General features: G+C 50.0%; 25 protein-coding genes. 12 read left to right on the top strand and 13 right to left on the bottom strand.

Features of this window, described 5'->3' with window-relative positions:
* Nucleotides 1–41: 41 nt before the first annotated feature.
* Both copZ and HCN83_RS01210 read right to left on the bottom strand, forming a co-directional pair.
* Nucleotides 42–251, bottom strand: coding sequence for a copper chaperone CopZ (gene copZ / locus HCN83_RS01215; protein WP_168004468.1), 210 nt, complete (start codon nt 249–251; stop codon nt 42–44).
* A gap of 21 nt (nt 252–272) precedes the next feature.
* Nucleotides 273–560 (bottom strand): metal-sensitive transcriptional regulator, encoded by a 288-nt coding sequence (locus HCN83_RS01210; protein ID WP_168004467.1) that lies wholly within the window; start codon nt 558–560, stop codon nt 273–275.
* A 129-nt stretch (nt 561–689) separates the two neighbouring features.
* Here HCN83_RS01210 and HCN83_RS01205 point away from each other — a divergent pair, with 129 nt between their 5' ends.
* On the top strand, nt 690–1580 hold the full coding sequence (locus HCN83_RS01205) for a methyl-accepting chemotaxis protein (RefSeq protein WP_168004466.1): 891 nt from the start codon (nt 690–692) through the stop codon (nt 1578–1580).
* A 275-nt stretch (nt 1581–1855) separates the two neighbouring features.
* Here HCN83_RS01205 and HCN83_RS01200 read toward each other — a convergent pair whose 3' ends face one another.
* From HCN83_RS01200 to HCN83_RS01190, 3 genes are all read right to left on the bottom strand, one after another.
* On the bottom strand, nt 1856–2533 hold the full coding sequence (locus tag HCN83_RS01200) for a hypothetical protein (RefSeq protein WP_168004465.1): 678 nt from the start codon (nt 2531–2533) through the stop codon (nt 1856–1858).
* 278 nt (nt 2534–2811) lie between these two features.
* Nucleotides 2812–3018 carry a hypothetical protein gene (locus HCN83_RS01195; protein ID WP_168004464.1) on the bottom strand — a complete coding sequence of 69 codons (207 nt, stop codon included), beginning with the start codon at nt 3016–3018 and terminating at the stop codon, nt 2812–2814.
* Nucleotides 3019–3260: 242 nt separating this feature from the next.
* Complete coding sequence (locus HCN83_RS01190) at nt 3261–4754, bottom strand: diguanylate cyclase (RefSeq protein WP_168004463.1); 1494 nt, start codon at nt 4752–4754, stop codon at nt 3261–3263.
* A 292-nt stretch (nt 4755–5046) separates the two neighbouring features.
* On the opposite strand from HCN83_RS01190, the gene HCN83_RS01185 reads away from it, so the two are divergent.
* Nucleotides 5047–6825 (top strand): bifunctional metallophosphatase/5'-nucleotidase, encoded by a 1779-nt coding sequence (locus HCN83_RS01185; protein WP_168004462.1) that lies wholly within the window; start codon nt 5047–5049, stop codon nt 6823–6825.
* A 362-nt stretch (nt 6826–7187) separates the two neighbouring features.
* Nucleotides 7188–8990: a YecA family protein gene (locus HCN83_RS01180; protein WP_168004461.1), complete on the top strand. Its 1803-nt coding sequence runs from the start codon at nt 7188–7190 to the stop codon at nt 8988–8990.
* Between the two features lie 90 nt (nt 8991–9080).
* Here HCN83_RS01180 and HCN83_RS01175 read toward each other — a convergent pair whose 3' ends face one another.
* Genes HCN83_RS01175 through HCN83_RS01165 form a run of 3 tightly spaced genes read right to left on the bottom strand, consistent with a single transcriptional unit; the run spans nt 9081 to nt 10935 of the window.
* Entirely contained in the window at nt 9081–9740 is a 660-nt protein-coding gene (locus HCN83_RS01175; RefSeq protein WP_168004460.1) for a hypothetical protein, read from the bottom strand.
* 38 nt (nt 9741–9778) lie between these two features.
* Nucleotides 9779–10351, bottom strand: coding sequence for a GNAT family N-acetyltransferase (locus HCN83_RS01170; RefSeq protein WP_168004459.1), 573 nt, complete (start codon nt 10349–10351; stop codon nt 9779–9781).
* Nucleotides 10348–10935, bottom strand: a complete 588-nt coding sequence (locus tag HCN83_RS01165; protein ID WP_168004458.1) for a TetR/AcrR family transcriptional regulator — start codon at nt 10933–10935, stop codon at nt 10348–10350. The genes HCN83_RS01170 and HCN83_RS01165 overlap by 4 nt, the downstream gene beginning before the upstream one ends.
* Nucleotides 10936–11014: 79 nt before the next feature.
* On the opposite strand from HCN83_RS01165, the gene HCN83_RS01160 reads away from it, so the two are divergent.
* Nucleotides 11015–11449, top strand: a complete 435-nt coding sequence (locus HCN83_RS01160; RefSeq protein WP_168004457.1) for a small multi-drug export protein — start codon at nt 11015–11017, stop codon at nt 11447–11449.
* Between the two features lie 3 nt (nt 11450–11452).
* On the opposite strand, the gene HCN83_RS01155 is transcribed toward HCN83_RS01160, so the two are convergent.
* Nucleotides 11453–11875, bottom strand: coding sequence for a cytidine deaminase (locus HCN83_RS01155; RefSeq protein ID WP_168004456.1), 423 nt, complete (start codon nt 11873–11875; stop codon nt 11453–11455).
* Nucleotides 11872–12423: a GrpB family protein gene (locus tag HCN83_RS01150; protein ID WP_343033633.1), complete on the bottom strand. Its 552-nt coding sequence runs from the start codon at nt 12421–12423 to the stop codon at nt 11872–11874. The genes HCN83_RS01155 and HCN83_RS01150 overlap by 4 nt, the downstream gene beginning before the upstream one ends.
* A gap of 81 nt (nt 12424–12504) precedes the next feature.
* On the opposite strand from HCN83_RS01150, the gene HCN83_RS01145 reads away from it, so the two are divergent.
* Complete coding sequence (locus HCN83_RS01145) at nt 12505–13206, top strand: class I SAM-dependent methyltransferase (protein ID WP_168004455.1); 702 nt, start codon at nt 12505–12507, stop codon at nt 13204–13206.
* Here HCN83_RS01145 and HCN83_RS01140 read toward each other — a convergent pair.
* On the bottom strand, nt 13199–13669 hold the full coding sequence (locus HCN83_RS01140) for a GNAT family N-acetyltransferase (RefSeq protein ID WP_168004454.1): 471 nt from the start codon (nt 13667–13669) through the stop codon (nt 13199–13201). The genes HCN83_RS01145 and HCN83_RS01140 overlap by 8 nt on opposite strands.
* Nucleotides 13670–13819: 150 nt before the next feature.
* Here HCN83_RS01140 and HCN83_RS01135 point away from each other — a divergent pair, with 150 nt between their 5' ends.
* Genes HCN83_RS01135 through HCN83_RS01120 form a run of 4 tightly spaced genes read left to right on the top strand, consistent with a single transcriptional unit; the run spans nt 13820 to nt 18108 of the window.
* Entirely contained in the window at nt 13820–14935 is a 1116-nt protein-coding gene (locus HCN83_RS01135) for an ABC transporter ATP-binding protein (RefSeq protein WP_168004453.1), read from the top strand.
* A 26-nt stretch (nt 14936–14961) separates the two neighbouring features.
* Entirely contained in the window at nt 14962–15894 is a 933-nt protein-coding gene (locus tag HCN83_RS01130; protein WP_343033636.1) for a sugar ABC transporter permease, read from the top strand.
* The gene (locus tag HCN83_RS01125; RefSeq protein ID WP_168004452.1) at nt 15894–16697 is read left to right on the top strand and encodes a carbohydrate ABC transporter permease; all 804 of its coding nucleotides are present in this window, start codon (nt 15894–15896) and stop codon (nt 16695–16697) included. Before HCN83_RS01130 ends, HCN83_RS01125 begins: the two co-directional genes overlap by 1 nt.
* A gap of 28 nt (nt 16698–16725) precedes the next feature.
* Entirely contained in the window at nt 16726–18108 is a 1383-nt protein-coding gene (locus tag HCN83_RS01120; protein WP_168004451.1) for an ABC transporter substrate-binding protein, read from the top strand.
* A gap of 461 nt (nt 18109–18569) precedes the next feature.
* On the opposite strand, the gene HCN83_RS01115 is transcribed toward HCN83_RS01120, so the two are convergent.
* Complete coding sequence (locus tag HCN83_RS01115) at nt 18570–19382, bottom strand: aminoglycoside N(3)-acetyltransferase (protein ID WP_246238045.1); 813 nt, start codon at nt 19380–19382, stop codon at nt 18570–18572.
* Nucleotides 19383–19573: 191 nt separating this feature from the next.
* Between HCN83_RS01115 and HCN83_RS01110 the strand changes: the two genes are divergently transcribed.
* Genes HCN83_RS01110 through HCN83_RS01100 form a run of 3 tightly spaced genes read left to right on the top strand, consistent with a single transcriptional unit; the run spans nt 19574 to nt 23773 of the window.
* Complete coding sequence (locus HCN83_RS01110; protein WP_168004450.1) at nt 19574–20716, top strand: iron-containing alcohol dehydrogenase; 1143 nt, start codon at nt 19574–19576, stop codon at nt 20714–20716.
* A gap of 11 nt (nt 20717–20727) precedes the next feature.
* The gene (locus HCN83_RS01105) at nt 20728–22362 is read left to right on the top strand and encodes an ATP-binding protein (protein WP_168004449.1); all 1635 of its coding nucleotides are present in this window, start codon (nt 20728–20730) and stop codon (nt 22360–22362) included.
* Nucleotides 22355–23773: a sigma-54-dependent transcriptional regulator gene (locus HCN83_RS01100; protein WP_168004448.1), complete on the top strand. Its 1419-nt coding sequence runs from the start codon at nt 22355–22357 to the stop codon at nt 23771–23773. Before HCN83_RS01105 ends, HCN83_RS01100 begins: the two co-directional genes overlap by 8 nt.
* Nucleotides 23774–23879: 106 nt before the next feature.
* On the opposite strand, the gene HCN83_RS01095 is transcribed toward HCN83_RS01100, so the two are convergent.
* A complete protein-coding gene (locus tag HCN83_RS01095) occupies nt 23880–24209 on the bottom strand; it encodes a carboxymuconolactone decarboxylase family protein (protein WP_168004447.1) in 330 nt (109 codons plus the stop codon).
* Nucleotides 24210–24249 lie beyond the last annotated feature (40 nt).

Here is a 24249-nt window from a genome sequence, read left to right as displayed (position 1 = left end):
GCAGGGCTGCACGATTCTACCGTGTCAGCCCGATCTGCTATTTAGGAAACAACGTCAAATCCCTGATCATCAATCGTTTCTTTAATCTGTTCTTCCGTCACCTGATCCGGATTGAATACAACATCAACCGTTGCCTGATCGAGGTCTACCTTTACCTTATCGACACCTTCCAGACTTCCGACGCTTCCCTCAACAGATGATACACAGTGCCCGCAAGTCATTCCTTTTACGTTTATCGTTTTATTCAGCATGCATCGTTCCTCCTTCAGAAATTATTTGAGCAGTCGTTCCATTACATCAAGCACTTCATCGATCGCTTCTTCCCCGTTGTCATTCTGCACGGCTCTGGCTACGCAGTGGTGCGTATGATCCGCAAGCAGCGCCATCGACACTTTATGAAGCGCGGAGTTCACGGCAGACACTTGATTGAGCACATCCACGCAGTAACGGTCTTCGTCCACCATCTTATGAATCCCGCGGACCTGGCCTTCTATCCGCTTGAGGCGGTTTAAAAGCTGCTGCTTGTTCGGCTGCACGACTTTCTTCTCCGGAGCGGCCATACCGATCCCTCCTTTTTGTATTTGATTCCACTATACAATACCCCTGTATAGTATTTCAACCTTTATAGCAAAATATATTGTTCTTCTTCACGAAATAGGTCTTTCTGCCGATTAGAGAAGAGGACAGATTTGACGAAGGACGTGATGGCCATGATGGATGTGTTGCAGAAGGATCAGCTCGCTCAAATGACCGATGAAGAGATTTTACAGGCGCTGGTCGTAGCGGCGCCGATATTCCAGCAGATCTCAAAAGATGATTTTATGATGGATATTGTGACGAAGGAGCGGTTTCTCGCTCATTTCCCGGGACGGACAATCGATGTTCCGATTCAGGCAGGCGATCCGGTTCCGTCTGATGACGAAGTGATGCAGGGGGCACTGCGTGGAACGCCTCAATCCGGACGTCCCCCGTTTGAAGCGTACGGCGTGCATTTTCTTGGGCGCACCTGGCCGGTTCACAACGGACGCGGCGAGGTGATCGGTGCTCTCGGGATCGGGTATAACATAGAGCACTTGATTCAAATAGAGGAAAACATTAAAAAGACAGAAACTGTTCTCGAGTCGGTAACCGACTATACAAAACGGCTTGAACAGGCAGCTGCAGGGCTCAGCAGCTCAAGCGAAGGTCTTGAAATCCGCATGGAACAGGTAGAAAAAAGTATTAACAGCGTTGACGCTGTACTGAATATGATAAACAAGGTCTCTTCCCAGACGAATATTCTCGGGCTAAACGCATCTATTGAAGCAGCAAGAGCTGGGGAAGCCGGCAGAGGTTTCAGCGTCGTTGCTGAAGAAGTGCGCAAGCTGGCAGAGGAAACGTCGAAAGCATCGGGACTGATTGATTCACATATGTCTGAGATTCGGACTGCTTCAGAAAGCCTGAGCAGCTCATTTAACCAGGTAGACCGCTCCGTGGAAGAGAATAACCGCGTCATCGAACGGTTCGCCGATATCAACCGCGAGCTGACGTCGATTAACGAATCCATGACGAAATCTCTGCATTACCTGCTGGAGGCATAAGGATCCCCCGCCTCAAAAAAACCGAACGATCTGGAGACTCGTCAAGGAGTTCCCGCGATCGTTCGGTTTTTATATTTATCGTGTTTTTCAGGTTAGCAGACGCTGTACAAATTGATAGACCGTCCTATTTTCTGTGATGTACAAGTGCGGCGGCAGGTCTCCCCGCATCGGTGTCAAGGCAATGTAATACATTTTTTTGCCGGCATCTGACGATTGAATGGAAGCAGACAGACGATATGAACCGCTCTCATGCAACAGCCTGATCTCCTGCAGTGTCAAAGCAGCACCCTTTCTGGGGCAGAAGCACGCACCGGGGTGGTCCATCCGTTTCGAATGGCGGTGACTACGGCTTTTGTAACGCTGTCTGAAGCCGTCTCCTCCATCAGCTTCTGTCTCGCGTGCTGCAGGGAAGCCTGCGTATACCCATGTCTGAACCGCAGCGTACGGCTATCAGCGCCGTTCAGCAGCAACAGCAGCAGCTTTCTGGCCTGTGGATTCATTTTTTCCGGAAGATTGGTTTCCTCCAGTACAAAATATTCAATCGGCGTTCCGGGTGCTTGCAGTGCGTACATGTTAGTGACCAGTCCTTCATGCCCCTCCGGACAAAGACCCGCCGGATACGTGTCCAGGTCCTGCAAAATACCCTCCGCATTAGTTAAGAAGAATTCCCGGTTGAATATTCCAGCGATCGGAAACTGCAGCGCCGGCAAGAACGAGACGATTGCTTCTTTCGGAACGATCAGGAGAAGCGGATTATTGAGAATGCAATGTCCCGTGTCCTCAGCAAGGATTCTAATAGCGCTGTCAGCTTTATCGATAAATAGAAAAACGGCATCGTATGCGCTCACGTCGCCTGCATATTGCTGAAACGTTCCAGCGTGCATTGTCCAGCCTGGCACATCGAACAGGACTGCATGATCGTACTTTTCTTGTATCATATATCCTTCTTTCATACGATCCCTCCTGACCGTGAAACAACCGCAAAAAACAGGACTGCCTTCTCGGCAGTCCGGACCTTCCTGTTGATCGTGCTGCTTACGATTCAAGTGATGTCCGGGTTGTACAACGTGTTTAACGTGTACGTTGATTATACAAAGGACCTATTCTTACTGCAAAACCTTTGTACCACTCTTTTTCAATATATTTAAAAAGAGTCCTTTTAAACGTACCAGCACATTTATTGCTCACGGTCGTTTTCCTTATAATGGAATAGTTTGCGGCATCGATCGACTCATTCAAATCGGCTTTGATTAGTCCAGACGTCGATAAACGCGTGTTGAATAGTAAGTAAATGAAACGCTTCTTCGTAACTGCTGCAGCGGCCATAAAACTCCCCTTTAAAATAAAGGTCGATCTCTTCCCCTCTTTCGATCAGTTCATCTGCCCGCCAGTTCCATTTCAGCTCTTTATTCCGATCATAAAGATACTCTTTAAACATAGCGCCCACCCACTTCCATTATTATGTAATATGATGAATACTGTAAGTATCCTCTTTTCAGTGACAGTTGAAAATAGCTCATTCGTCAAAACTTCACTGAAATCAGCAGTTAAAAGTCCTGTTATTGTTTGCTGGATAATGTTTTGAAAATAAAAAACGATCAGAAGGCGCAGGCCCCCGATCGTTTTAGTGGAGTGATGGCACTCTTATTCTCTTTAAACGTACTCTTCCGCCTCCAGCATTCAGGCATTTCTATCCATCGGTTTCCGCTTTTCACTCTGTGCCTTCAGCTCCTGATAAAGCATCGTCCGACCTTTACCGGACTGTTTGACCTCGTACATAGCAGCATCCGCTGTTTTTAACAGCTCGGACAATGAACCGGCATCATTCGGGTACATGCTTATACCGACGCTTGCTGAAACGCTCGCGAGGTAAGTGCCAAAGCTGTAGACGCGTTCGATCATCTCGATGACCTCCGCTCCCGCTTTGCGAATATCCTCTTCGCTGTCATATGCCATCAGCACCGCAAACTCATCTCCACCGACACGCGCTGTAATAAACCGGGAAACGTCGAAATGCTCCTCAAGCCGTCTGGCAGCCTGCTGCAACAGTTTATCGCCTGTATCATGTCCCCACGTATCGTTCACTTTTTTGAAACCGTCCAAATCAAAAAACAACAGTGCCGCACGACCGTCATGCTTCGTTAGAAACGCATCAAACTGACTGGTCAGATAAAATCGATTTCCAAGCCCGGTCAACTGATCGCGATAGGCCATTTTGGATATTTCCTGATTGGCTTCCCGGATGTTCGCGAGCATCGTATTAATTTCACGCTCCAGCTGAATCGTTTCAGCATTCCTGCCATACGTGTTCACCTCTCCGCCAACTGCCGGGTCGATTTGCTTCACCTGTTCCGCAAGCCTGGTGACCGGCATGCCGATGAAATATCGGAACGCCGCGAAAAAGAGTCCTGCAATGACGAGCAGCGCCGCTCCAGCCGTCAGCTGCAGATGAATAAGGTTAGCGGACTGGGAATCGTAGTAAAACCGTTCTCCCGCAACGCTCAGAACCGTTCCCTCTGTAATCGCATATGTGCTGTTTATTTTATTCGCTTCCTGCAGAGACATCAGACGCTCATCCGACAGCAGCGCTACGTCAACGGACAGAGTATCTGCAAGCATCGCGGTATACTGCTCGTCCACGAGCCTTCCCATGAGCAGTGTCCCCTGAGGATCAGATCCGTCATTGCGTGTGATCGGATGACTTGTCATCATCATCAGCCCATGATTCGATTCCTCAAAGAAAGATGTGTCACCTGCCACCGCATGTTCCTCCAATTCTCGGAAAAACGTTTCAGGCTGATCAAGGCGATCCCCTTCCCCGTCAATCCCTTTCTCGAAAAAAAGCTCCCCGTCCTGATCCAGAAATACAATTTGCTGCACCCGGATGTTGGCCAGCATATCGTCATCGAGGTTAAGCTCCTCGTAATTGTCAAAGTCACCGGTAATAAACTGGTGCGAATCATCCCACTCAGCCCAGTCGATCGTCTGCCGAAGCAGACCATCCTTTTCTTTTTCCAGAAAATTTGTTGTGCGGAGAACGTTTTCTTCCACTGCATTGCGATCTGCCTCGTTCGCCTCTGTTAAAAGCATTGGTGCAATAATCACCTGCATAATCAAGACAGCCCCTGCCAAAAGCCCGCTGACGACGAGAAGTGCCCACGTACGAATTTTCATCGTCTGCCCCTCATTTCTATTCTTTTTTTCATTATATCGACAGATTAAGACAAAAGAATTAGACCTAAAGAAGTTTGTTTATGTAGTGATTTATTATCTTGTTCTTTTACATACAGTTACACAATCCTCGTAAACACGGCCCCTCCTTTTCTTCGCAAAATCCACCCTTGTATTTTCCTGTTTTGTGACATTGTCTGAATCGATGCTAGTCATCTACTGCTGAGCATTTACTTCGTCTCCCTTAGTAATTTACGCTGAACCCGTTACATTGATTATTCGAGGAGGTACGTGTATGCAAACAACGATGAAGCGTTCAACCAAGCTTTCCCTGTCGGTTATTAGTACGGCTCTGCTGGCTGCAGCATTCGGCACAGGAGCTGCCGCTGCTGATAACGGCCAGGGGCCAAACCGAACGGTAGAAGGGGTGACTGCTGAAGACAGCACAAGCTTCACGGTTAATTTTGACAAAACCTATCCTGCCGGCATTAACATTGACCGGATGATTGAAGTAGAAGTAGAGCTGGAGAATGGCACAGTAATCGAGCCTGAATTAACAGATTACAGCGTCTCCAGCAGTGACCGATCCCAGGTTACGGTGGCGCACGCAGAAGATGATTTGGACGGCCTTAACGGCACGCTCTCTGTAAACGATGTCACGCTTGATTTCAGCTACGCCGACGAGCCGGTGACGATCGATATTTTCCATACCAATGATATCCACTCGAAGATTGACAATCTCGGACTGATTTCCCAATTTATTAATGAGCAGGGAGAAGCCGCGGATAACCACCTTTACTTAGATGCCGGCGATATTTTCAGCGGAAATGCCGTCGTTGATTTGCAGGAGGGCGCACCGATTATTGACATCCTGAACGAGATGAATCTGGATGCGATGGCGATCGGAAACCACGAATTTGATTACGGCCAGCAGGCATTTGCTGATCGTGTAAATGAATCGGAGTTTGACTGGCTCAGTGCGAACACGGAAATTGTCGATCCGGATGTGCCGATTGAACAGCCGGAGCCGTATGAAATCTATGAGGTCGACGGCGTTGAAGTTGGCGTCTTCGCATTGACGCAAAATCCACCATCCACCCGTCCTTCCGGCATTGAAGGTATTGATTTCCATGATTACGTGGAAACAGCCGAACAGTATGCCTATCTGGAAGAGGAAACCGACGTACTGATTGCGCTCACGCATATCGGGCATAGCGCGGACATCGCCCTTGCTGAAGAAATTGATTTCTTCGATGTAATAATCGGCGGACACTCGCATACACGGACGTTTGAGGAAGTCGTAGTAAATGATACGCCGGTCGTCCAGGCAGGTGCCGATTCCCTCTTTGTTGGTCACTTTAATCTGGAATACGATAATGGGGATGTCAGCTTCAACGATTTTTACCTGCAGGACGTTGACGAATTGTCAGAAACGAATGAATCTGTGCAGGAACTGATCGATATGTATAATGAAGAGGCAGAAGAACTCCTCAGTGAAGTTGTCGGTGTTACCAACACCGGTCTCAGCCGCGATGGCCGCTGGGAACGCGACACGTCTCTCGGGAACTTCTGGACGGATGCAATGAAGGAAGCGCTCGACGGTGACATAGCAATCACGAACAACGGCGGCATCCGCGCCAGCATCGAACCGGGCGACATTACCGCCGGCGACATTTACGTGATCGAGCCGTTCCAGAACGAGCTCAGTGAAATTGAAATTTCCGGTGACGAGCTGCAGCGCTTGATTGAAGACTCTTATGATGGCGGAAATGATTTGCAGACATCTGGTCTGACCTTTACGTTCTACGTTGATGAAGCAGACGAAGTGGTTGAAGCTGAACTTCTCGTAGATGGAGAGCCTGTTCAGCCGGATGAAACGTATACGCTCATCACAAACAACTTTATGGCTGAAGGCGGAGACGGCTATGACTTCTCTAACGCCGATATCGTGCAGCCGGAAGCTGGCTACGTCACAATGTCGATGTTCCAGCACCTTGACTTCCTTATGGAAACAGAAGGCGCAGTCGACTATGAAGACGGCGAAGGCCGCATTTCCATTGAACAAGCAGACTAATTGCAAGAGCAGCCGGCGGGATCTCCCCGTCGGCTTTTTTGAATGCGGTTTGAAATGATAAGTTGGTAGTCGAGAATGAAAAATTCCGGTACCAGTTTGATAAGATTTTCGCTATCAAGAACGAAAGTTGATAACCATAATAAGTTTCAGCCTGAGGTTAATAAGTTGAGCGTCGAGCTTGAAATGTTTGCACCTCGACTTGATAACTTCAGCAGTCCAAATGAAAACTTTCCTTCGCACCTGCTGAGGACTGCAAGAACCATTTGACCCTTTTCAAGCATCTTTTTTCTACTAACCCCCTAACCACACCTCAAATCCGGTACAATGTAGACAGATGTTAGTTTGGGACAGGAGGAGATTCTATGACCGTTTCCCGGAATGCACCGTGCCCTTGCGGGAGTGGAAAAAAGTATAAAAAGTGCTGCGGCGCAACGAATGTCATTGCTATGCCAGTACGGCGGTTAGAAGATGAGCTTGAGAAACTGATACAAGCCGTAATCAAATCGATTTTTGACATTATTCCGCCAGGACCCACGCTGCCGAACGACCAGGATGAGATGCGTGACAATATGGAAATTGTAGGTGCTGCTTTTTACCCTCCCAATACGCCGTCAGGTAAACGTCCGATTGACAAAATCATGAAACGTCTGCTTCCTACCGTCAAGCATGCTGAGCTGAAAAAAGCCGCTTCCAGGTGGACGGATGTGCGGCCAGGGCTTTTCGTACGCAAGGTGGAAGGAAAGAAAACGTTCATTGAAAACCTCTGGACAGGAGAACGGTTTGCTCCACCTGCCAATAAGGACGTATTGACGGCGGAACTTCCCTACGCCTTCGGAATTGCGCTTCCTGTAGGTGATACATTCACCTTTATTCCGGGCTGTTACAATTTTATCCCGGCGGAAGCTACGGCGTTTCAGGACATGATGAAAGAACAGGCAAAAAGGTATGGCTTCCGTCTGCCTGACGCCGCGGCAGCGCACTTTTTGGAAACCATTGATATAATCGAAGACCTTTTATATACGGATCACTTTTTCTATGATTCCGAGGAGTATATGTTCGACCTGCTGGATGAAATCGATCCGTCCGGGAAAGCAGCTGCCGTTATCGAAGCATTACAACTGGATCAGGGCACCTCTTCAGAAAAGGAGAATGCCATTTACAGTTTGCATCGTTTCTGGATTGATACGGTGCAGACGATGCGTCCAAGGATTCAAAAGCCTGAAGTCATGGCTGCGGCGCTTCACCACGTTTTCGAAAGTCATTTTTTCGCGACGTTTCCTGTGGATCGGCTTTCGAAAGCAGAATTGGCCCACCGCTACGGCGTTTCCGTATCTGCTATCAGCAACAAAGTAAACGAACTCAGGCAAATGATCAACCTGCTCCTCGCTGATATGGATGCTGTTCCAGCTCCTGCACAGCCGTCAAATGCGATGTCTCCGTTTCTTGCAGAGCTATACAGCCAGTTCCGACATGCAGGGAATGAGGCTTTCCGAAAAAAAACGGCCTTCGATATGGTCGACTATGCTCCAGAGGCGTATGTAGGCTGGATGTGCCTGGCAGAGGTCGAACAGGATGCTGACATGAAACGCCATTACTTAACGAAAGCCAGTGAATTGGCGTTTCGGCATATAGCCGAGCCGAACGAGCCTCACTTATGGACGAACCACGAGGCCCGTCCTTACATGACGATGCAGTATGAGCTTGCGGTGCTCTACTCAGAGGAGGGAGAATTTGATGAAAGTATTCCCATTCTCGAGAACTTAATGAAGCTGGACGAATTAGACCATATTGGAGCCCGCTATTTATTGTTCCCGCAGTATGTGCAGTCAGATCAACTGTTTAAAGCCGACCATCTATTGAACTTTCATGTGTTTGAAGAGACATGGGATGCGTATTCCAGGGTGCTTCTGCAGGCGGTCCTGTCGGTTAAAGAACTTCCACTGATGAAACCCTTAGACGATCCTGGTCCCCTTGTCAAAAAGGCTCATCGTGCGAATCCGCATGTATATGACTACCTTATTGGAAAGCGGCGCTATTCCCACCTGCCTGACACGTTTCAGCCAGGCTCCAAAGAAGAAGCGATGCACTATCACCTGGACTCTTATCGCGCCTGGAGTATTTACTTGCACGTTTTGGATAAATGGATGCGTAACCACGTGAAATAGGAATCGATGTATGACAGCCTTTGTTCGACCTCAGCTGGCCAATGGTTCTATTCCATACAAAAAAGCGCCCATCCGGCGCTTTTTTGCTCGTCAATTTCCATTCAGGGCGCTGTGCATTGTCTCCACCACAGATTCTTTGCCAAACGTTTCGGTAACGTGCCAGATGTCTTCCCCAGACTCTTCGCCGCCGTGATTCAAATGAACGTCCAAATCGTGAAAGATGCGGTGCGCGTAGCGGAGTGCCCGCTGATTTTCCTGTTGCACGCCGTAAATGAACAGCTCCGCCCCTTTATCGATGTCGTGCTGCAATAGCGACGGCTCAAGCAGGTGCTCACTCATGTAATAGATGTTTTCTGTCATATCTCCGTAGTATTCCCCTTCGTAGCCTGCGTCTTCATCCTGAATGTTGTCATAGGCAAACACCTCAACCGCACCGTAGCCGGTGATATTGTTAAACGCTTCGTGCAAATCATACAGAGCAGCGAGCGCATCCTCCTGTTTGCCGTCCCGAATGCCCACGCTGTAATCTGCATCAGAAAACGTCAGATCGAGCTCTGTATATGCTTCTTCCAGCTCACGTACAGCTGCTTCCGCCTCTTCCGCCATTCCATCCGGCTTTTCCACTGCCTGCCGCTCCGGCGCCTGTCCTGCTGCCCGAGGCTCTCCCAAAAGATCCGGTCCGAAAACCGCAGCTGCTGCCATTCCGCCGGCTGCACATACTGCCGCACCTGCAGCTATCCACTTCTTCATCATTGACTCCCCCTCGCATGCTCACTAGTTTGATGGTGCTAGTCTTCCAGTGAGGAATCAACACTTTCTGGTGCTTCCGACCGTAAAAAATCTATTTTTTCCCATTCAGGCCGGAGCAGCCGCATGAGCAGGATGTCGTGCCGTCTGCCGTTTCTCAGCAGCGCTTCCTGCATTCGCCCCTCTTCCAAAAATCCCATTTTGTTGTATAAACCGACAGCACGGACGTTATCTGCAAACACTCGGAGCTGAACCCGGTGCAGGGTAAGATCCTCGAAGGCACGATAAAGCAGCAGCCGCATCGCCTCCTGACCGAATCCTTGTCCCCAGCAATTCTTTTCTCCAATATCAAGAATACATTCTGCCGACTGATTCTCAACGTCGATCTGAATGAGTGAGGCGATACCGATCGTTCTGCCGGTGGAAAGCTCCAGCATCCAGCTTTCCGCTGCTTTTTGCCCGATGAGAACCTCCTGCACAAATTGAACGGTTTCCGAGTAGGTGGGAACGGCCGTGGTCATGCTCGTATGCTGCATGACCTCCCAATCCGTGCGCCAGCGATGGTACACGGGAGCATCTTCTTCTGAGACTGGACTCAGTTTCAGCCTGCTCATGCTTTTACTCCGCGCCAGAACACGCTCCAGATCATCTCCAGATACGCTTTCCGGTCGACCGAGCTGTGCTGGTAGTAGCGGATATCAAAGTCTGTGCCGCCCAGCATGCATAAATAGCTTCGCAACATCTGCTCAATCGTCAGCTCCGTCGTCAGCTCGCCTTCTTCTTGCCCGCGTTCAATAATGTCAGCCAGGAGGGCGTCCAGCCGTCGGGTTCCCTGGGTGGTAATGCTGCGTATTTTTTCCTCCAGTGCTGAAGGCGGAAAAAAGAGAAACCGGTAATAAAACTGACTGAGCAGATGCTCCTCTTCAAACGCTGCCACCGCTTCTTCCAGCAGTGAGCGCAAAATATGAGCCGCTGTCCCCTTCTGTTCATTGATCATTCGTTTCAACAAGTCATGATATCCTGCTTCCCCTATTTCGACAGCCTCTAAAAAGATCGCTTCTTTATTTTTAAAATGAGCATAGAGCGAAGGCTTTTTAATCCCAACCTTATCCGCAATCGCTCCGAGGCTAGTCCCCTCATAGCCTGAGGCCGTAAACAGCTCTATGCTCGCTTCCAAAATCTTCTCCCGCGTTTTCATCGTTTCACTTCCTTTAAAAGCTGTGCTATAATCTACCTAACGAACGGTAGGTAGTCTACTGTCCTTAGGAGGTGCCGTGATGTTTGACTATATATGGCTTGCTTTTACAGCCTGGTTTATGGGCTTTTTTCCGTTGTTTGAAATTTACATTGCGGTTCCTGCCGCAATGGCGATGGGACTGGATATGTATTCCGCGCTTTTCTGGTCCTGGCTCGGTAATTTTCTTGTGATTCCGTTCATTGCTTATTTTTACGATTGGCTGACTCGCTTCCCAAAAATAAATCGGTATTTCACCAGACTCGCTTCCTCCCGGTCAGCCCGGCGCATGAACAAAGGAGGATTCACGATGGTGCTGCTCGCCACTCCTGTGATCGGCGCCTGGGCGGTAGGCGTTGCCGGTAAAGTTATCGGTATGGATCGAGGCCGCTTATTTACGTCTTCTGCTGTCAGCATCGCCATCTTCGGCCTCATTCTCGCCGTGCTGACCCGCTTCGGTATTGATTTCGTGCAGTAAATGTTACGAATATTTTTCCGGCAGCAGGTCCAGCATGCTGCATACGGCCGTTTTAGATTGATACGGAATAATCACCTCAGCATCTGCAGCATAGTCGCTGATCAATTCCCGGCACATCCCGCATGGCGCTACGACCCAGCATCCGCCTTCTTCATGCGGATGCGGGTGAGCTACGGCAACGACCGCCTCCAGCTCCCTCTCTCCGGCTGTAAGCGCCTTTCCCAGCGCCACTGCCTCCGCGCACACCGCAATGCGGCCAACATTCGCTTCCAGGTGAATGCCGGTAAAGATGCTCCCCGAACTCGTTCGTACCGCTGCCCCGACGTGATGCCATCCATATGCATAATTCTGCTGAATCACCCGTTCTGCTGCATCAATCAGTTCATGGTCAGCTGCTGCGAGCGGCCTCGTATGAAGCTTACTCATCGCGCCGCCCCTGTTAAAATGGACTGGATGACGGCGGTTTTTTCATCTGCGTAATCCTGAATGTGACGCCATTTCTTTGCAGCGAGCCGGCGCTTTTCTGCAGCGTAGCGCTCCCTGTCATCTTCAGAGCTGCGAAGCCTGTCCCGAAAGGCGATCATTCGCTTTGTCTCCTCTTCCCCCTGCGAAAATACGTGCAGATTGACGTCTGTCCGGCTGCTTTTGAACAGACGGTGCTCATACCAGTCCGGTTCTCTTATGTGCAGACGGAATCCTGCCTGCTCAAGCGGAGGCACATACGCTGCTTCATCGGCCGCATCTTCCACCTCGAGCACGATATCGATCACCGGTTTTGCAGGAAGTCCTTCCACGGATGTAGAGCCGGTGTGCTCCAGCAGTTTCACCCGGTCCGCCAGCGCTCTGTTGATCCATGCTGCTTCCTGCTCGTAAAGCCTGCGCCACTCCGGCGTATACTCCTGCAGAAAAACATGGGCGTTATGCGGCTCTCGTTCGCCGACGGTTATCTCATTCATTTCTTTATCCGTACGCACTGGTAATCATCCTTTCTACGTTTAGTTTAACTGCTTCAGGGCTAAAGGGTCTTACAGATGATCATCGAAAGGAGCACGCCTATGGACCGCATTGACCGCATTCGTCAAAAAGAGATTGACTACCATGATGACTTATATAAAAAAACGCCGCTGTTTGAAGAGGGCTCGTGGCTGGCTAAGCCCGCCGGCGTCGTGGAAACATACTTTCACAAGCTTCCCGCACCTTCCACGGCAAGAATCCTCGACCTTGGTTCCGGTGTAGGACGTAACAGCATTCCGCTTGCGCAGCTGGCAGATAACGGCTCTGTGACGGCCGTTGACTTTTTAGAACGGGCCGTCTCTCAGCTGAAGCATTATGCAAAGAAGTATGACGTTGCAGAGCGGATCCAGGCCGTTCAGTCTGAGATTGAAGCGTTTCCGATTGAAGCCGGTACGTATGATTATATCATTGGTGTCTCTAGTATTGAGCACGTGAAGTCAAAAGAGGAGCTGCGCCGGCTTCTTGATCAGCTGCAGCTTGGCACGAAGCCGGGCGGCATTCACTGCTTTATTATGAATACACGCACCCAGGATGAACAAGTCGATGGCAACAAGGACCTGTCCGTAGAGGTGAACATGAGCACGAATGAAGCCCTGAAGCTGCTGAATAACGGCTATTCCGACTGGGAAAAGCTGCACGAAAAAGTGAAAACACTTTCCTTTTCCACCGACCCCGAAAACATGAATGACGACGGTTTTCAGACGCAGGCGCTGACGTACGTCGTGCAAAAACCGTTCAGCTGAGCGGTTTCCCCATCAACAGGCACGGATTCTCCTTTCCCCAGAGCTCAGGAAATTCGTGCAAGGCGATAAAACCGTTCGCCGTATAAAACGCTCTGCTCTTCCTGTAGCCCGGGTCAGGATGAGAAGCTGACAGCGTTTTAACGAGCAGCATCCGGTACCCTTCTTTCGTGAGTATTGTTTCCATCGCCTCAAGCAGCTTCCGTCCGATCCCTTGACGGTGGCTGCTTTTCTTTACGCCCATCACATATATTTCCGCTGACTGCGGATTGTGTCTCTCGATGCTGATAAAGCCAAGCGTTTCGTGTCCCTGGACAGCTCTCAGACTTTTCAATTCCGCTGACCGATGAATGTAGGTTTGCAGCGCCTCCTCGATCCCGAACCACTCCGGCAAGTCTCGTAACACGGCTTCGGCCGCCCTCCTGATTGCAACAGGCTCCTGCATTTCTTCTATTAAGACGCTCAAGCTATCTCCTCCTTTTCCTTCAGTATAAACTGCTTCATGATCTTCAAGAAACGTTTACACTTTTTTACATCTTCCTAACACGCGCTTCATATCACGTTAACATCCAGCCGGTACGATGGAACAGGAAACAGGAAAGAAGGAGGATGCGTTATGGCGGAAGGAAGCGTGCAGCTTAAGCACGTAACAAAAAGCTACAACGGCGAATCGTTCGCCGTTCGTGATGCAGAAGTGACGATTGAACCTGGTGAATTTTTCGTGCTCGTCGGCCCCTCCGGCTGCGGGAAAAGTACAATGCTCCGCATGATCGCCGGCCTTGAAGAGCTTACAGCCGGCGAAATCTATATGCACGGAGAGTCTGCGAACGATACGGCTCCGAGCAAACGGCGACTGTCGATGGTGTTTCAAAACTATGCACTCTACCCGCATTTATCTGTAGAAGAAAATATTTTATTTGGACTGAAGGTCCGCAAAATCTCGAAGCAAGAGCAGAAAAAGCGCTGCCTTGAAGCTTGCGACATGCTCGGCATGACAGACTACCTGAAGCGTAAGCCGCGCGAGCTTTCCGGCGGACAGCGGCAGCGGGTGGCGCTGGCCCGCGCTGTTGTCAGTGAAATGCCGGTCTGCTTAATGGATGAGCCGCTCTCAAACCTGGATGCGAAGCTGCGCGCCCAAATGCGGACGGAGATCCGCCAGCTGCAGCAAAAGCTCGGCATTACGATGATCTATGTCACCCACGATCAGGTGGAAGCAATGACGATGGGCGACCGTATGATGGTATTAAAAGACGGTGAAGTACAGCAGATTGGACGTCCGCTCGATTTATACAATCAGCCTGCCAATGAATTTGTCGCCGGCTTTATCGGAGCTCCGCCAATGAATCTCACCGAAGCGGTTATTGATGGCGCCGGAGAGCTCCACGTGCACGGAACCCGCGGCTTATTGCCGGATGAAAGGTGGAACCGTCCCGGGAAGGTTCGCCTCGGTATCCGGCCGGAGCATTTGCATCTTGAACCTTCTGCCTCAACAGACTGGTCGCTTCCCGTTGTGATCCGGACGGAGGAAATACTCGGCAATGAGACACTGCTCACGATGAGTGCCGGACCTGACCGGTGGAAGGCGAAGCTGCCCGGCCAGTGGGACTTTAAGCAGGAGAGCGAGGCGACCGTTTACTTAAACAGCGCCGATCTGCACGTCTTTCATGCAGAAACGGGCACTGCAATGCCGGGACAAGTGAATGTCCAAATGCAGGAGGAGGCGTCGCTGTGAAGCAGGCAGAAGAACTCCCGCACCGAGTGAAATCGGTCCAGGAGGCAGTTGAACGCTACCGCGTCCCGTCAGCTAAGTCCGTTTGGCAGAAATCGCGAAACTACCGGCTTGCTCTGCTGTATCTGCTGCCTTCGCTCGTCTTGTTCGGCGTGTTCATGTTTTATCCGATGATCTATTCGTTATACTTAAGTTTTTTCTTTACTGATGCTCAAGGTTCCCCTGCGTTATTTGTCGGCCTTGAGAACTATGCTTACCTGTGGGAATCGGCTTCCTTCCGGCGCAGCGTCATTGTGACACTTCTGTTCGTTGCCATGACCGTACCTGCAGGGGTCGTGCTCGCCTTGTTTCTGGCGCTGATTGCAAATGAGAAACTGCGCGGTATCGGCTTTTTCCGGACGATATTCGCTTCAACGCTCGGGATGAGCGTCGCAGCGTCTGCTGTTATCTGGCTGTTTATGTTTCATCCGACTGCAGGTATTTTGAACGCTATGCTGCTCGGTCTGAATCTGCCGGCTCTGTCCTGGCTTCAGGACTCGACGATGGCACTCGTCTCCATCGCGATCACGACCGTCTGGATGAACACCGGCTTTTCATTTCTGATCCTGCTCGGCGGTCTGCAAAATATAGATGAACATCTGTACGAAAGTGCCCGAATTGATGGCGCAGGCTACTTTTATCAGCTCCGGCGAATTACCGTACCGATGCTTTCACCGACGCTTTTCTTCATTATTACCATTTCGTTTATTAATGCATTTCAATCGTTCGGTCAGGTCGATATTCTGACCGGAGGCGGTCCCGCTGAGGCGACAAACCTGATTATTTACTCGATTTACCGCGAAGCGTTTATTTACTATCAGTTTGGTCCGGCCAGTGCGATGGCGATTGTACTGTTCGCTGCTGTCCTTGTCCTGACGCTACTTCAGTTCAAGTTCGGCGAAAGGAAGGTGCATTATCAGTGATGCGCAAAACGATTCTGTATACGCTGTTAAGCATTGCGGCGCTGGTGATGTTTTTTCCGATTCTCTATGCGTTTTCCGTGAGCTTCATGACGAGTGAGGATATTTTAAACCGGCAGGTGATTCCTTCAGCGCCAACGCTTGATAACTACCGCGGTGTGCTGGAATCCGTACCGATTCTGCACTACTTAATGAACAGCTTCATCGTTGCCTCCACGGCTACGCTCGGCATGCTGATCGTCAGTGCCCTCGCGGCGTTTATCTTTGCCTTTATTCCTTTCAAAGGCAGACAGGCCGTGTTCCTGCTTTTTATTTCCACCTTATTAATCCCGTGGGAAGCGACGATGATCCCAAACTTTTTGACGATTCAGTCGCTCGGCTGGATGAACAACTATTTAGCACTCACCGTGCCGTTTTTCGCTCTCGCCTTTGGAACGTTTCTGCTGCGCCAGCATTTTAAAACCGTGCCGCACGAGCTCTATGAAGCCGCTCAGGTAGAAGGGTTATCCCACTTTCAGTTCTTTTATAAAGTTGTCGTTCCCTATGCGAAAACAAGCTTTGTCACACTCGGTATTTTCGGCTTTTTGACAACGTGGAATATGTATCTCTGGCCGCTGCTCGTTACGACAAATGACACGGTCCGTACTGTTCAGATCGGCCTGCGCCGACTACAGGCTGATGAAGTCGCCACCAACTGGGGCCTCGTTATGGCAGGCGTTGTGCTTGTGATCATTCCGACGCTCATTCTGCTTGCAGCAGGCCAAAAACAGCTGCAGAAAGGACTGACGAAGGGTGCCATCAAATAAAATGACTCAGGGAAAGGGAGTTTTTACGATGAAAAAATCAATCATGCTCTGGAGCGCGCCGCTCTTGTTTTTAGCGGCCTGCGGCAACAATGTGGAGAACAACAGTGAGGAAAACAGCGGGGCTGCCGAGGCAAACGAGCCGGAGAATACAGAAGAAGCGGAGGATACAAGCGAAGAAGCTTCGGATGATACGGTGGAAATTGAGTTCTGGCACGGCATGGGAGGCGGACTTGGCGATACGCTGGAGGCACTCGTCGATGATTTCAACGCATCCCAGGATGACTATCATATTCAGCCGGAATATCAGGGATCGTATGAGGAGCTGCTCACTCAGTTTCGTACCGTGGGCGGCACAGAAACGGCTCCGGCTCTCGTGCAGATGTTTGAAGTTGGTACAAAATACATGATCGAAAGTGATTACATCACCCCGGTTCAGGAATGGATCGACGCGGAGGACTATGACGTCGATCAGCTGGAAGAAAATATTCTCAGCTATTATACAGTAGATGACCAGCTCTACTCGATGCCGTTTAACTCCTCTACACCAGCTCTCTATTTTAACGTCGATAAATTCGAAGAGGCCGGGCTCGACCCGGACAACCCGCCGCGCACCTTCTCTGAAATTGCGGAAGCTGCGGAAGCACTGACCGATGACGATACGTACGGATTCTCGATGCTCGGTCACGGCTGGTTTTTTGAACAGCTGATCGCGACGCAGGGCCAGGAATATGTCGATATGGATAACGGCCGCAGCGGTGATGCGACGGAAGTGACCTTCGGTGGTGAAGAAGGGTTGAAGGTATATGAATGGCTGAACGACATGAATGAAGCCGGAACCTTTGAATACTTCGGACGCGACTGGGATGACCTGCGGGCTGCATTCCAAAACGGGGACGTTGCTATGTACATGGATTCCTCTGCCGGCACCAAGCAGGCAGTAGAGGATGCTCCATTCGAGGTGGATCTCTCCTTTGTGCCCCACGCTGATGACATCGATCCGAACGGCGTGGTCGTAGGCGGAGCTTCGGTATGGATGGGAAGCGGCATCAGCGAAGAGGAACAGCGCGGCGCATGGGAGTTTATGAAGTGGTTCAATGAGCCTGACGTACAGGCTGAATGGCACGTCAACACCGGCTACTTCTCTACGCATCCGGACGCCTACGATGAGGAAATTGTTGCAGAAGAGCACGAGCAGTTCCCGCAGCTGACCGTTCCGATCGACCAACTTCAGGAAACCGTTCCATCAACGGCTACGCAGGGCGCTCTGATCACCGTTTTCCCTGAGTCACGCGAACAGGTCGTCACGTCGCTCGAGGCGCTCTACCAAGGAACCTCTCCGGAGGAAGCGCTGCAGCAGGCAGTCGAGGGCTCGAACCGGGCGATCGACGTGTCCGGTAGAGCAGCTGAATAAACTATCACCTGCATGTTCAGCGCAGTACTGAAATCAACCTGCAGCTCAAACGTTTGCTGCGATCCAGCCGGAAACATCCGGCTGGATTTCTTGCTGTAGAGGCGGTTCAGCAGACGGCTATCTGGTATATGACATCTATTGTGAGCGGACCACTTTTTTCAAAAACCAGCGCTTGTGAAAGTATTCAACTTTTACAGGCAAATCATTAACCTGACTCGTGAAATGTTCAACTTTGGCCGCAAAAGCATTAACAACGGCCGGCAAATGTTCACGAGCATCAACTTAGGACTGCTATAACGAAGAAACGTTCATCCTGTCTGACCAAATGATCAACTTTCCCGTTCAAACGTTCAACTTTTCTGATTGCCACAGACGGACTCTCAGCAATAAATGCGCGCAGCTCACAGCGTTCTTATTTCGTCATCACGTATGGTATGGAAAGCATCTCAGAAGCGATTGGTTTATGTTAGGCTTCGCATTTCTGAAAAATAGGCTTCGGATACATCCACGGCGTCCTGAACGGAAAAGCGCTTCACCGGTGCGAGACCAATATTCCCGGTATGCACCTGCTTTTCTGCTTCAAGCTTCTTCCCTACCTGTTCAAACTCCTCGTTGTCCACCTCGATATCCTCATATGTGACCCATTGCGGACCCGCATCGGTTTGAATCGACGCGCCAGACTCGATTCGCTTCCCGCCGGGCGCCCGGTATTCGCCGAGATGAAACGCTGTGCAGGAATCGTAGCCTGCTCCGATCAGAAGCACATCGGCACCCGTTCGGTAAAGCTTTCCAAGCGGAGAGTCGTCCCCGAAGCTCCAGTTAAGCTGATGGCCGGCCGTCAGCTTTTCAGCATCCTTTCCCCATGCAGCAAATGATACAGCCGGATGAGCGCTTCGCTTTACGTCCGGCAGCGTCCGGAACAGCTCGGGTATCTTTCCCATGCCTCTCGTCGGTGTCACCGATGGATCGTACGCTGGCATCGTCGCTCTGATCTCGTTCCACCACTGCTCGGGAACGGCCGGGTTGCTCCAGTCAGCAGGGTCACTCCAGTCCCCGGACTGGCTCGGCATCACGATGGTACCAGCATCCGTTACCGTTTCCATCAGCGCCTGAATTACGGCCTGTGTTCCCCCGTTTACCCAGCCGATGCTGGATAATGAACTATGCACCAGAACTGTGCTCCCTGATTCAATTCCGATCACGCTTAAATCTCTCTTTATCGTATGTACGGTTTGCAGCTCGTTCGACCTGCTCACGATGTTTTCCATTGACATGTGTCTACCTCCCTGTTTTACCTTATACAGTAGCATGAAACTCTTTTTCCGTGGGCACTTCCTCTTAATTATCTATTTCGAGCCTGGACTTTCTGTAAGCAGGAAGGAGTTTATCCATTTCTTATGGAAACAAATAAGCATTACTTGATTCTGATACATGAAAATGCCTGACGAAATGAGGGGACCTCTGTATGTATAAATACATGACACCTGAAATTATTTTTGGCAACGGGGCACTTGAAAAATCCGGCGAGAGCTGTCTGCGGCTTGGTGCTAAACGCGTATTAATTGTAAGCGACCCCGGACTGCAGGAATCCGGTTGGACCAACAAGATTGAACAATGCTGTGAAGATATCGACCTTCCCTATTCTCGCTTTTACGGTGCCGGTATTAATCCGCGTGATGTAGAAGTAGAACAGGGAGTCGACGCCTATAAACAGGCAGGCTGTGATGCTGTACTCGGATTAGGCGGAGGCAGTGCACTGGATGTTGCGAAAGGGATATCCATCCTCGCAACAAACGGGGGACGAATTGCTGACTATGAAGGTGTCGATTTGATCGCAAAGCCGCTGCCGCCTCTCGTAATGGTGACCACAACCGCTGGTTCCGGATCGGAGGTATCTCAATTCTCCATTATTATTGATTCGAAACGACGCAAGAAAATGACGATTGTATCTAAATCGCTGATTCCGGACATTGCGATTATTGATCCTGTTCTTCTCTCCACCAAAAGCAGCAGTCTGACCGCATCTACCGGTATGGATGTATTAAGCCATGCGATTGAATCATTTGTAAGCCTGGCAGCTACACCGCTGACAGATGTTCAGGCGCTCCATGCCATCAAACTTGTTTCCTATTATCTACGACCATCCGTCGCTGCTAAATCGAACGTATACGCCAAAGAGCAGATGGCAATGGCCAGTCTGCAGGCAGGACTTGCATTCTCCAATGCTATTCTCGGAGCCGTACACGCCATTTCTCATGCGATCGGCGGTCGTCTTTCTCTCGCGCATGGTGATATTAACTCGATTCTGCTTCCGCATGTGATGAACTTCAACAGGATTGCAGCTCCAGAACGGTTTAAGCAAATTGCAGAACAGATGGGAATTACTACTGCACACCGCACTGCCGATGAATGTGCACTTCTTGCTGTAGAACTTGTTACCAAGCTCGGAGCGGATGTACGAGCTCCCCAGCGGTTAGCTGATATTGGAGTCGAACGGGAAGATTTCTCCGTCATAGCAGATATGGCAATGGAAGACGCCTGCATGGTCACAAATCCTCGAGATATCACCAAACAGGATGTGCTGGACATTCTGCATGAAGCCTATTAAGGAGGCGTAAAATGCAAAATAAACAAGCGCTGATCGACAGTCTGACGGGAGTCAACTCCTCTAAAAATAATTATTACTCGGAGCTTAAGCAGACCGTTTCAGCTCTGGAAAATAAAAATACCAAGCTGTCTATGATCAACAATGTGACGAAAGGCTTTCACGTTGCAATGCCAATGGAAGAAATGCTGGAGATGGTATTGCAGAGCCTCGATCAGCTGTATCCAGTTGCACGCATTTCGCTGAGTCTTTTATATGATGACAGCCTCCAGTTGACACAAGTATACCCGCCCGACACCGAAGTTTTTCCGGTTGGAACCACGTTTACCAAAGGCGCCTCTGTCTATTGGGAAGCCGTTCATGCCCGGACTCCAGTTCACATGCTCGTCGCTGACATGCCATCAAAGTATGCGGAGAAGCGTGCATTCGAAGCACTCGATCTTATTTTCACGGTATCTTTGCCGCTGTACAGCCGCGGCACCACTCTCGGTGTTTTGAATATTGCAGGCAAAGAAGCCGTTGAGAGCGAAACGCTGGACCTTCCTTTTCTCCAGCAGCTCGCCGATCAGCTTGCCGTACATATTGAGAACAGCCGGCTTTACACGCAGGTGCTTAAAGGTAAACAAGAATGGGAGGCTTCATTCAGCGCAGTCCAGGACATGCTCATTATCACTGATCAAGAAGGATTCGTTACACGCACGAATCCTGCTGCGGCAGACATGCTTTTACAGTCCGTTCCGGATAAAAAGCCTGTTCACATCACGCAGCTCTTTTCGCACGTACGTGTCGAGACACGACTTGCCCAGCGGCTTGATGAGCGGCTGACGATTCAGGAACGCGTATGCGATGTGTCGTCTGCCCCCGTCCCTCATGCTGAGAACGGCGTTTCCGGAATAGTCTTTTCCATCAAAGACCGGACAGAGCAGCTGCAGCTTGAGGCACAGTTAATCCAGTCCGGAAAAATGGCTGCTATGGGCGAGATGGCTGCCGGGGTCGCTCATGAGCTGAACAGTCCATTGACTGCGGTCATTGGCAATTCCCAGCTTCTACTGAGGGATACGCAGACAGAAAGTCCTGAACATCAGCTGCTAACTGATATTAAAAACTGCGGAGACCGGTGTCGTAACATTGTCCGTAATTTACTGACCTTTGCCAGGCAGGATGAATATACGATGACCTCCACGAGCTTAAATCATGCTGTTCAACAAGCTTTGTCTTTGCTTTATTATCAGATTGAGCGCAGCCAGATTCATATTGAAACTGATTTTGCGCCTTCACTGCCTGACTTTCACGGCAACAGCCAGGAAATTGAGCAAATTATCATTAATTTGCTGATGAATGCACGTGACGCACTCGAGGAAAGCACCGTTTCTGAAAAAAGACTTACCCTCCGCACTTTTGAAAAAAATGATGAGCTGCATGTTACGGTTACCGACAATGCAGGAGGGATCCCGCCTGACCGCATTGAATCGATCTTTTTTCCATTCTTTACGACGAAAGAGGTGTCCAAAGGAACGGGGCTCGGGCTGTCGGTAAGCCTTGGCATTGCTAAGGAACACGGAGGAACACTGCGTGTTGTACAATCTTCCGCTGAAGGCAGCACATTTCAATTAACGCTTCCTGCAGAAAGGGAGGAGCATCATGACTGAATCGATATTAATTGTTGACGACGAGAAAGAAGTTGGTACATTTCTGCACTACCTGCTGCGCCCGCGACCGTATAAAGTACTAAGCTGTACAAACGGCGAACAGGCAGAGCAAGTGCTGCATCAAAATCCGTTAAAGCTTGCTTTGATTGATATCCGGCTTCCCGATACGAACGGATTGGATTTGCTGCTTCACATAAAGAAAGCTCAGCCCACCTGTAAAACTGTGATTATGACTGGATATGCTACGATTGATACCGCTGTTGAAGCAATCAAACGCGGAGCAGATGACTTTATTGAAAAGCCTTTTGCCGAGCTGGATGAGCTGGAAAGGCAGCTCGACCGGTTTCTTGCTTCAGACTCCGGAGAAACGAAAGATGCCGTCATAGAGAATGCTCGTCAGGCGGGGGCAATCATTGGAAGAGACAAGCAGACGGTTCAGCTTTTCCGCTTGGCGCAAAAGCTTGCATCCAAGTCCGTCACACTCATGCTTAATGGGGAGACCGGGACTGGAAAAGAGGTTCTCGCCCGGTTTATTCATCAGGAAAGCGAACGATCTTCTGCTCCCTTTACTGCGATTAACTGCGGAGCTCTATCTGAAACACTTTTAGAAAGCGAATTGTTCGGTCACGTAAAGGGGGCATTTACTGGTGCTCACAGTGATCGAAAAGGATTGTTTGAGGTCGCAGCCGACGGTACGCTTTTCCTGGACGAAATAGCCGAAGCCTCACCTGCGATTCAGGTGAAACTGCTGCGAGTACTGGAAACACGGGAATTTATGCAGGTAGGCGGAGAAAAAACTCGTAAGACGAGAGCCAGAATCATCGCAGCTACGCACAAAAACCTGCTTCAGGAAGTACAGGAGAAACGATTTAGAGAGGATTTGTATTACCGTCTTCACGTCATTCATATGACCCTTCCTCCTCTCAGGGACCGCATGGATGATTTACCCTTGATCGCTGCACATATGATGGAAGAGCTCAATCCTGCACTTTCAATTTCCACAAAAGCCTTACTGCTGCTTCAAACCTATGAATGGCCGGGTAATATGCGCGAGCTTCAAAATGTCCTCACCCGCGCTGTCTTATCTATGGAAGATACTTCAGTTGAAGTTGAACCACGTCACCTGCAGCTTCCGGTTTCTCAGACGCTGAACCATGCAGCAGAGACAAAAGAGCCTGCCTCTTTCCCCGACACAGTAAAGGAATTGACCAATCATCTACTGTCTCTTTATGAACAGGAAGAGCTCCCCGCTCTTGAAGACATCTTGAAAATCAGCAGAGAAATTGAACGCACAGCCGGAGCTGCATTTGCAGACAAAGCACTTCAAAAAGCCCGCGGAAGCAGAACCAACGCTGCGTCTCTGTTAAAAACCACGCCCCGGAAATTGCGCTACATCGTGCACGAAAAATAAAAGGCTCTCTCCATAACCATAAAGAGCGCCTCAAAACATCTGTGGAACTTCATGCATATTTAAAGCCCCTGTCAGAGTAGCGCAGGGGCTGATTCCTATCTATTCATTAAGCCTCATCATAACTGTTCATTGCATTCACACTGTGAGCCAGGGCTGATCCTGCCTTTAATGCTGTCGCTACAAAAATCGCCTCGCTGACTTCCTCTATAGAGGCTCCCGCCTCTTTAACCTGCGCTGTATGCAAGTCAATGCAGTATGGACAGCCGGTGATATGAGCCGCCGCTACTGCAATTAATTCCTTTTGTTTTCGAGAAAGTGCCCCAGGTGCCAGCGCCTGCTGATCGAATTGAACAAACGCTTCAAAAGCCTGCGGTGCATGTTCTTTTAACTCCCCAAGTCTTGAAAAATGGGATTTCTTATACAGAATATCTTCCATTTCATCGTCCTCCTGTCAAAAGGTAGTGGCATACGACGCC

It is taken from the genome of Alkalicoccus luteus (assembly GCF_012034335.1).
Lineage (GTDB): Bacteria > Bacillota > Bacilli > Bacillales > Salisediminibacteriaceae > Alkalicoccus > Alkalicoccus luteus_A.
The sequence above is the reverse complement of the archived record's forward strand: the minus strand, read 5'-3'. Positions and strand labels throughout refer to the sequence as shown.

Excerpts from the sequence above, each read along its gene's own strand:
- copZ (WP_168004468.1), bottom strand. The coding sequence starts at position 251 with ATGCTGAATAAAACGATAAACGTAAAAGGAATGACTTGCGGGCACTGT.
- HCN83_RS01210 (WP_168004467.1), bottom strand. The coding sequence starts at position 560 with ATGGCCGCTCCGGAGAAGAAAGTCGTGCAGCCGAACAAGCAGCAGCTT.
- HCN83_RS01200 (WP_168004465.1), bottom strand. The coding sequence starts at position 2,533 with ATGAAAGAAGGATATATGATACAAGAAAAGTACGATCATGCAGTCCTG.
- HCN83_RS01195 (WP_168004464.1), bottom strand. The coding sequence starts at position 3,018 with ATGTTTAAAGAGTATCTTTATGATCGGAATAAAGAGCTGAAATGGAAC.
- HCN83_RS01190 (WP_168004463.1), bottom strand. The coding sequence starts at position 4,754 with ATGAAAATTCGTACGTGGGCACTTCTCGTCGTCAGCGGGCTTTTGGCA.
- HCN83_RS01185 (WP_168004462.1), top strand. The coding sequence starts at position 5,047 with ATGCAAACAACGATGAAGCGTTCAACCAAGCTTTCCCTGTCGGTTATT.
- HCN83_RS01180 (WP_168004461.1), top strand. The coding sequence starts at position 7,188 with ATGACCGTTTCCCGGAATGCACCGTGCCCTTGCGGGAGTGGAAAAAAG.
- HCN83_RS01175 (WP_168004460.1), bottom strand. The coding sequence starts at position 9,740 with ATGAAGAAGTGGATAGCTGCAGGTGCGGCAGTATGTGCAGCCGGCGGA.
- HCN83_RS01170 (WP_168004459.1), bottom strand. The coding sequence starts at position 10,351 with ATGAGCAGGCTGAAACTGAGTCCAGTCTCAGAAGAAGATGCTCCCGTG.
- HCN83_RS01165 (WP_168004458.1), bottom strand. The coding sequence starts at position 10,935 with ATGAAAACGCGGGAGAAGATTTTGGAAGCGAGCATAGAGCTGTTTACG.
- HCN83_RS01160 (WP_168004457.1), top strand. The coding sequence starts at position 11,015 with ATGTTTGACTATATATGGCTTGCTTTTACAGCCTGGTTTATGGGCTTT.
- HCN83_RS01155 (WP_168004456.1), bottom strand. The coding sequence starts at position 11,875 with ATGAGTAAGCTTCATACGAGGCCGCTCGCAGCAGCTGACCATGAACTG.
- HCN83_RS01145 (WP_168004455.1), top strand. The coding sequence starts at position 12,505 with ATGGACCGCATTGACCGCATTCGTCAAAAAGAGATTGACTACCATGAT.
- HCN83_RS01135 (WP_168004453.1), top strand. The coding sequence starts at position 13,820 with ATGGCGGAAGGAAGCGTGCAGCTTAAGCACGTAACAAAAAGCTACAAC.
- HCN83_RS01125 (WP_168004452.1), top strand. The coding sequence starts at position 15,894 with ATGCGCAAAACGATTCTGTATACGCTGTTAAGCATTGCGGCGCTGGTG.
- HCN83_RS01120 (WP_168004451.1), top strand. The coding sequence starts at position 16,726 with ATGAAAAAATCAATCATGCTCTGGAGCGCGCCGCTCTTGTTTTTAGCG.
- HCN83_RS01115 (WP_246238045.1), bottom strand. The coding sequence starts at position 19,382 with ATGTCAATGGAAAACATCGTGAGCAGGTCGAACGAGCTGCAAACCGTA.
- HCN83_RS01110 (WP_168004450.1), top strand. The coding sequence starts at position 19,574 with ATGTATAAATACATGACACCTGAAATTATTTTTGGCAACGGGGCACTT.
- HCN83_RS01105 (WP_168004449.1), top strand. The coding sequence starts at position 20,728 with ATGCAAAATAAACAAGCGCTGATCGACAGTCTGACGGGAGTCAACTCC.
- HCN83_RS01100 (WP_168004448.1), top strand. The coding sequence starts at position 22,355 with ATGACTGAATCGATATTAATTGTTGACGACGAGAAAGAAGTTGGTACA.
- HCN83_RS01095 (WP_168004447.1), bottom strand. The coding sequence starts at position 24,209 with ATGGAAGATATTCTGTATAAGAAATCCCATTTTTCAAGACTTGGGGAG.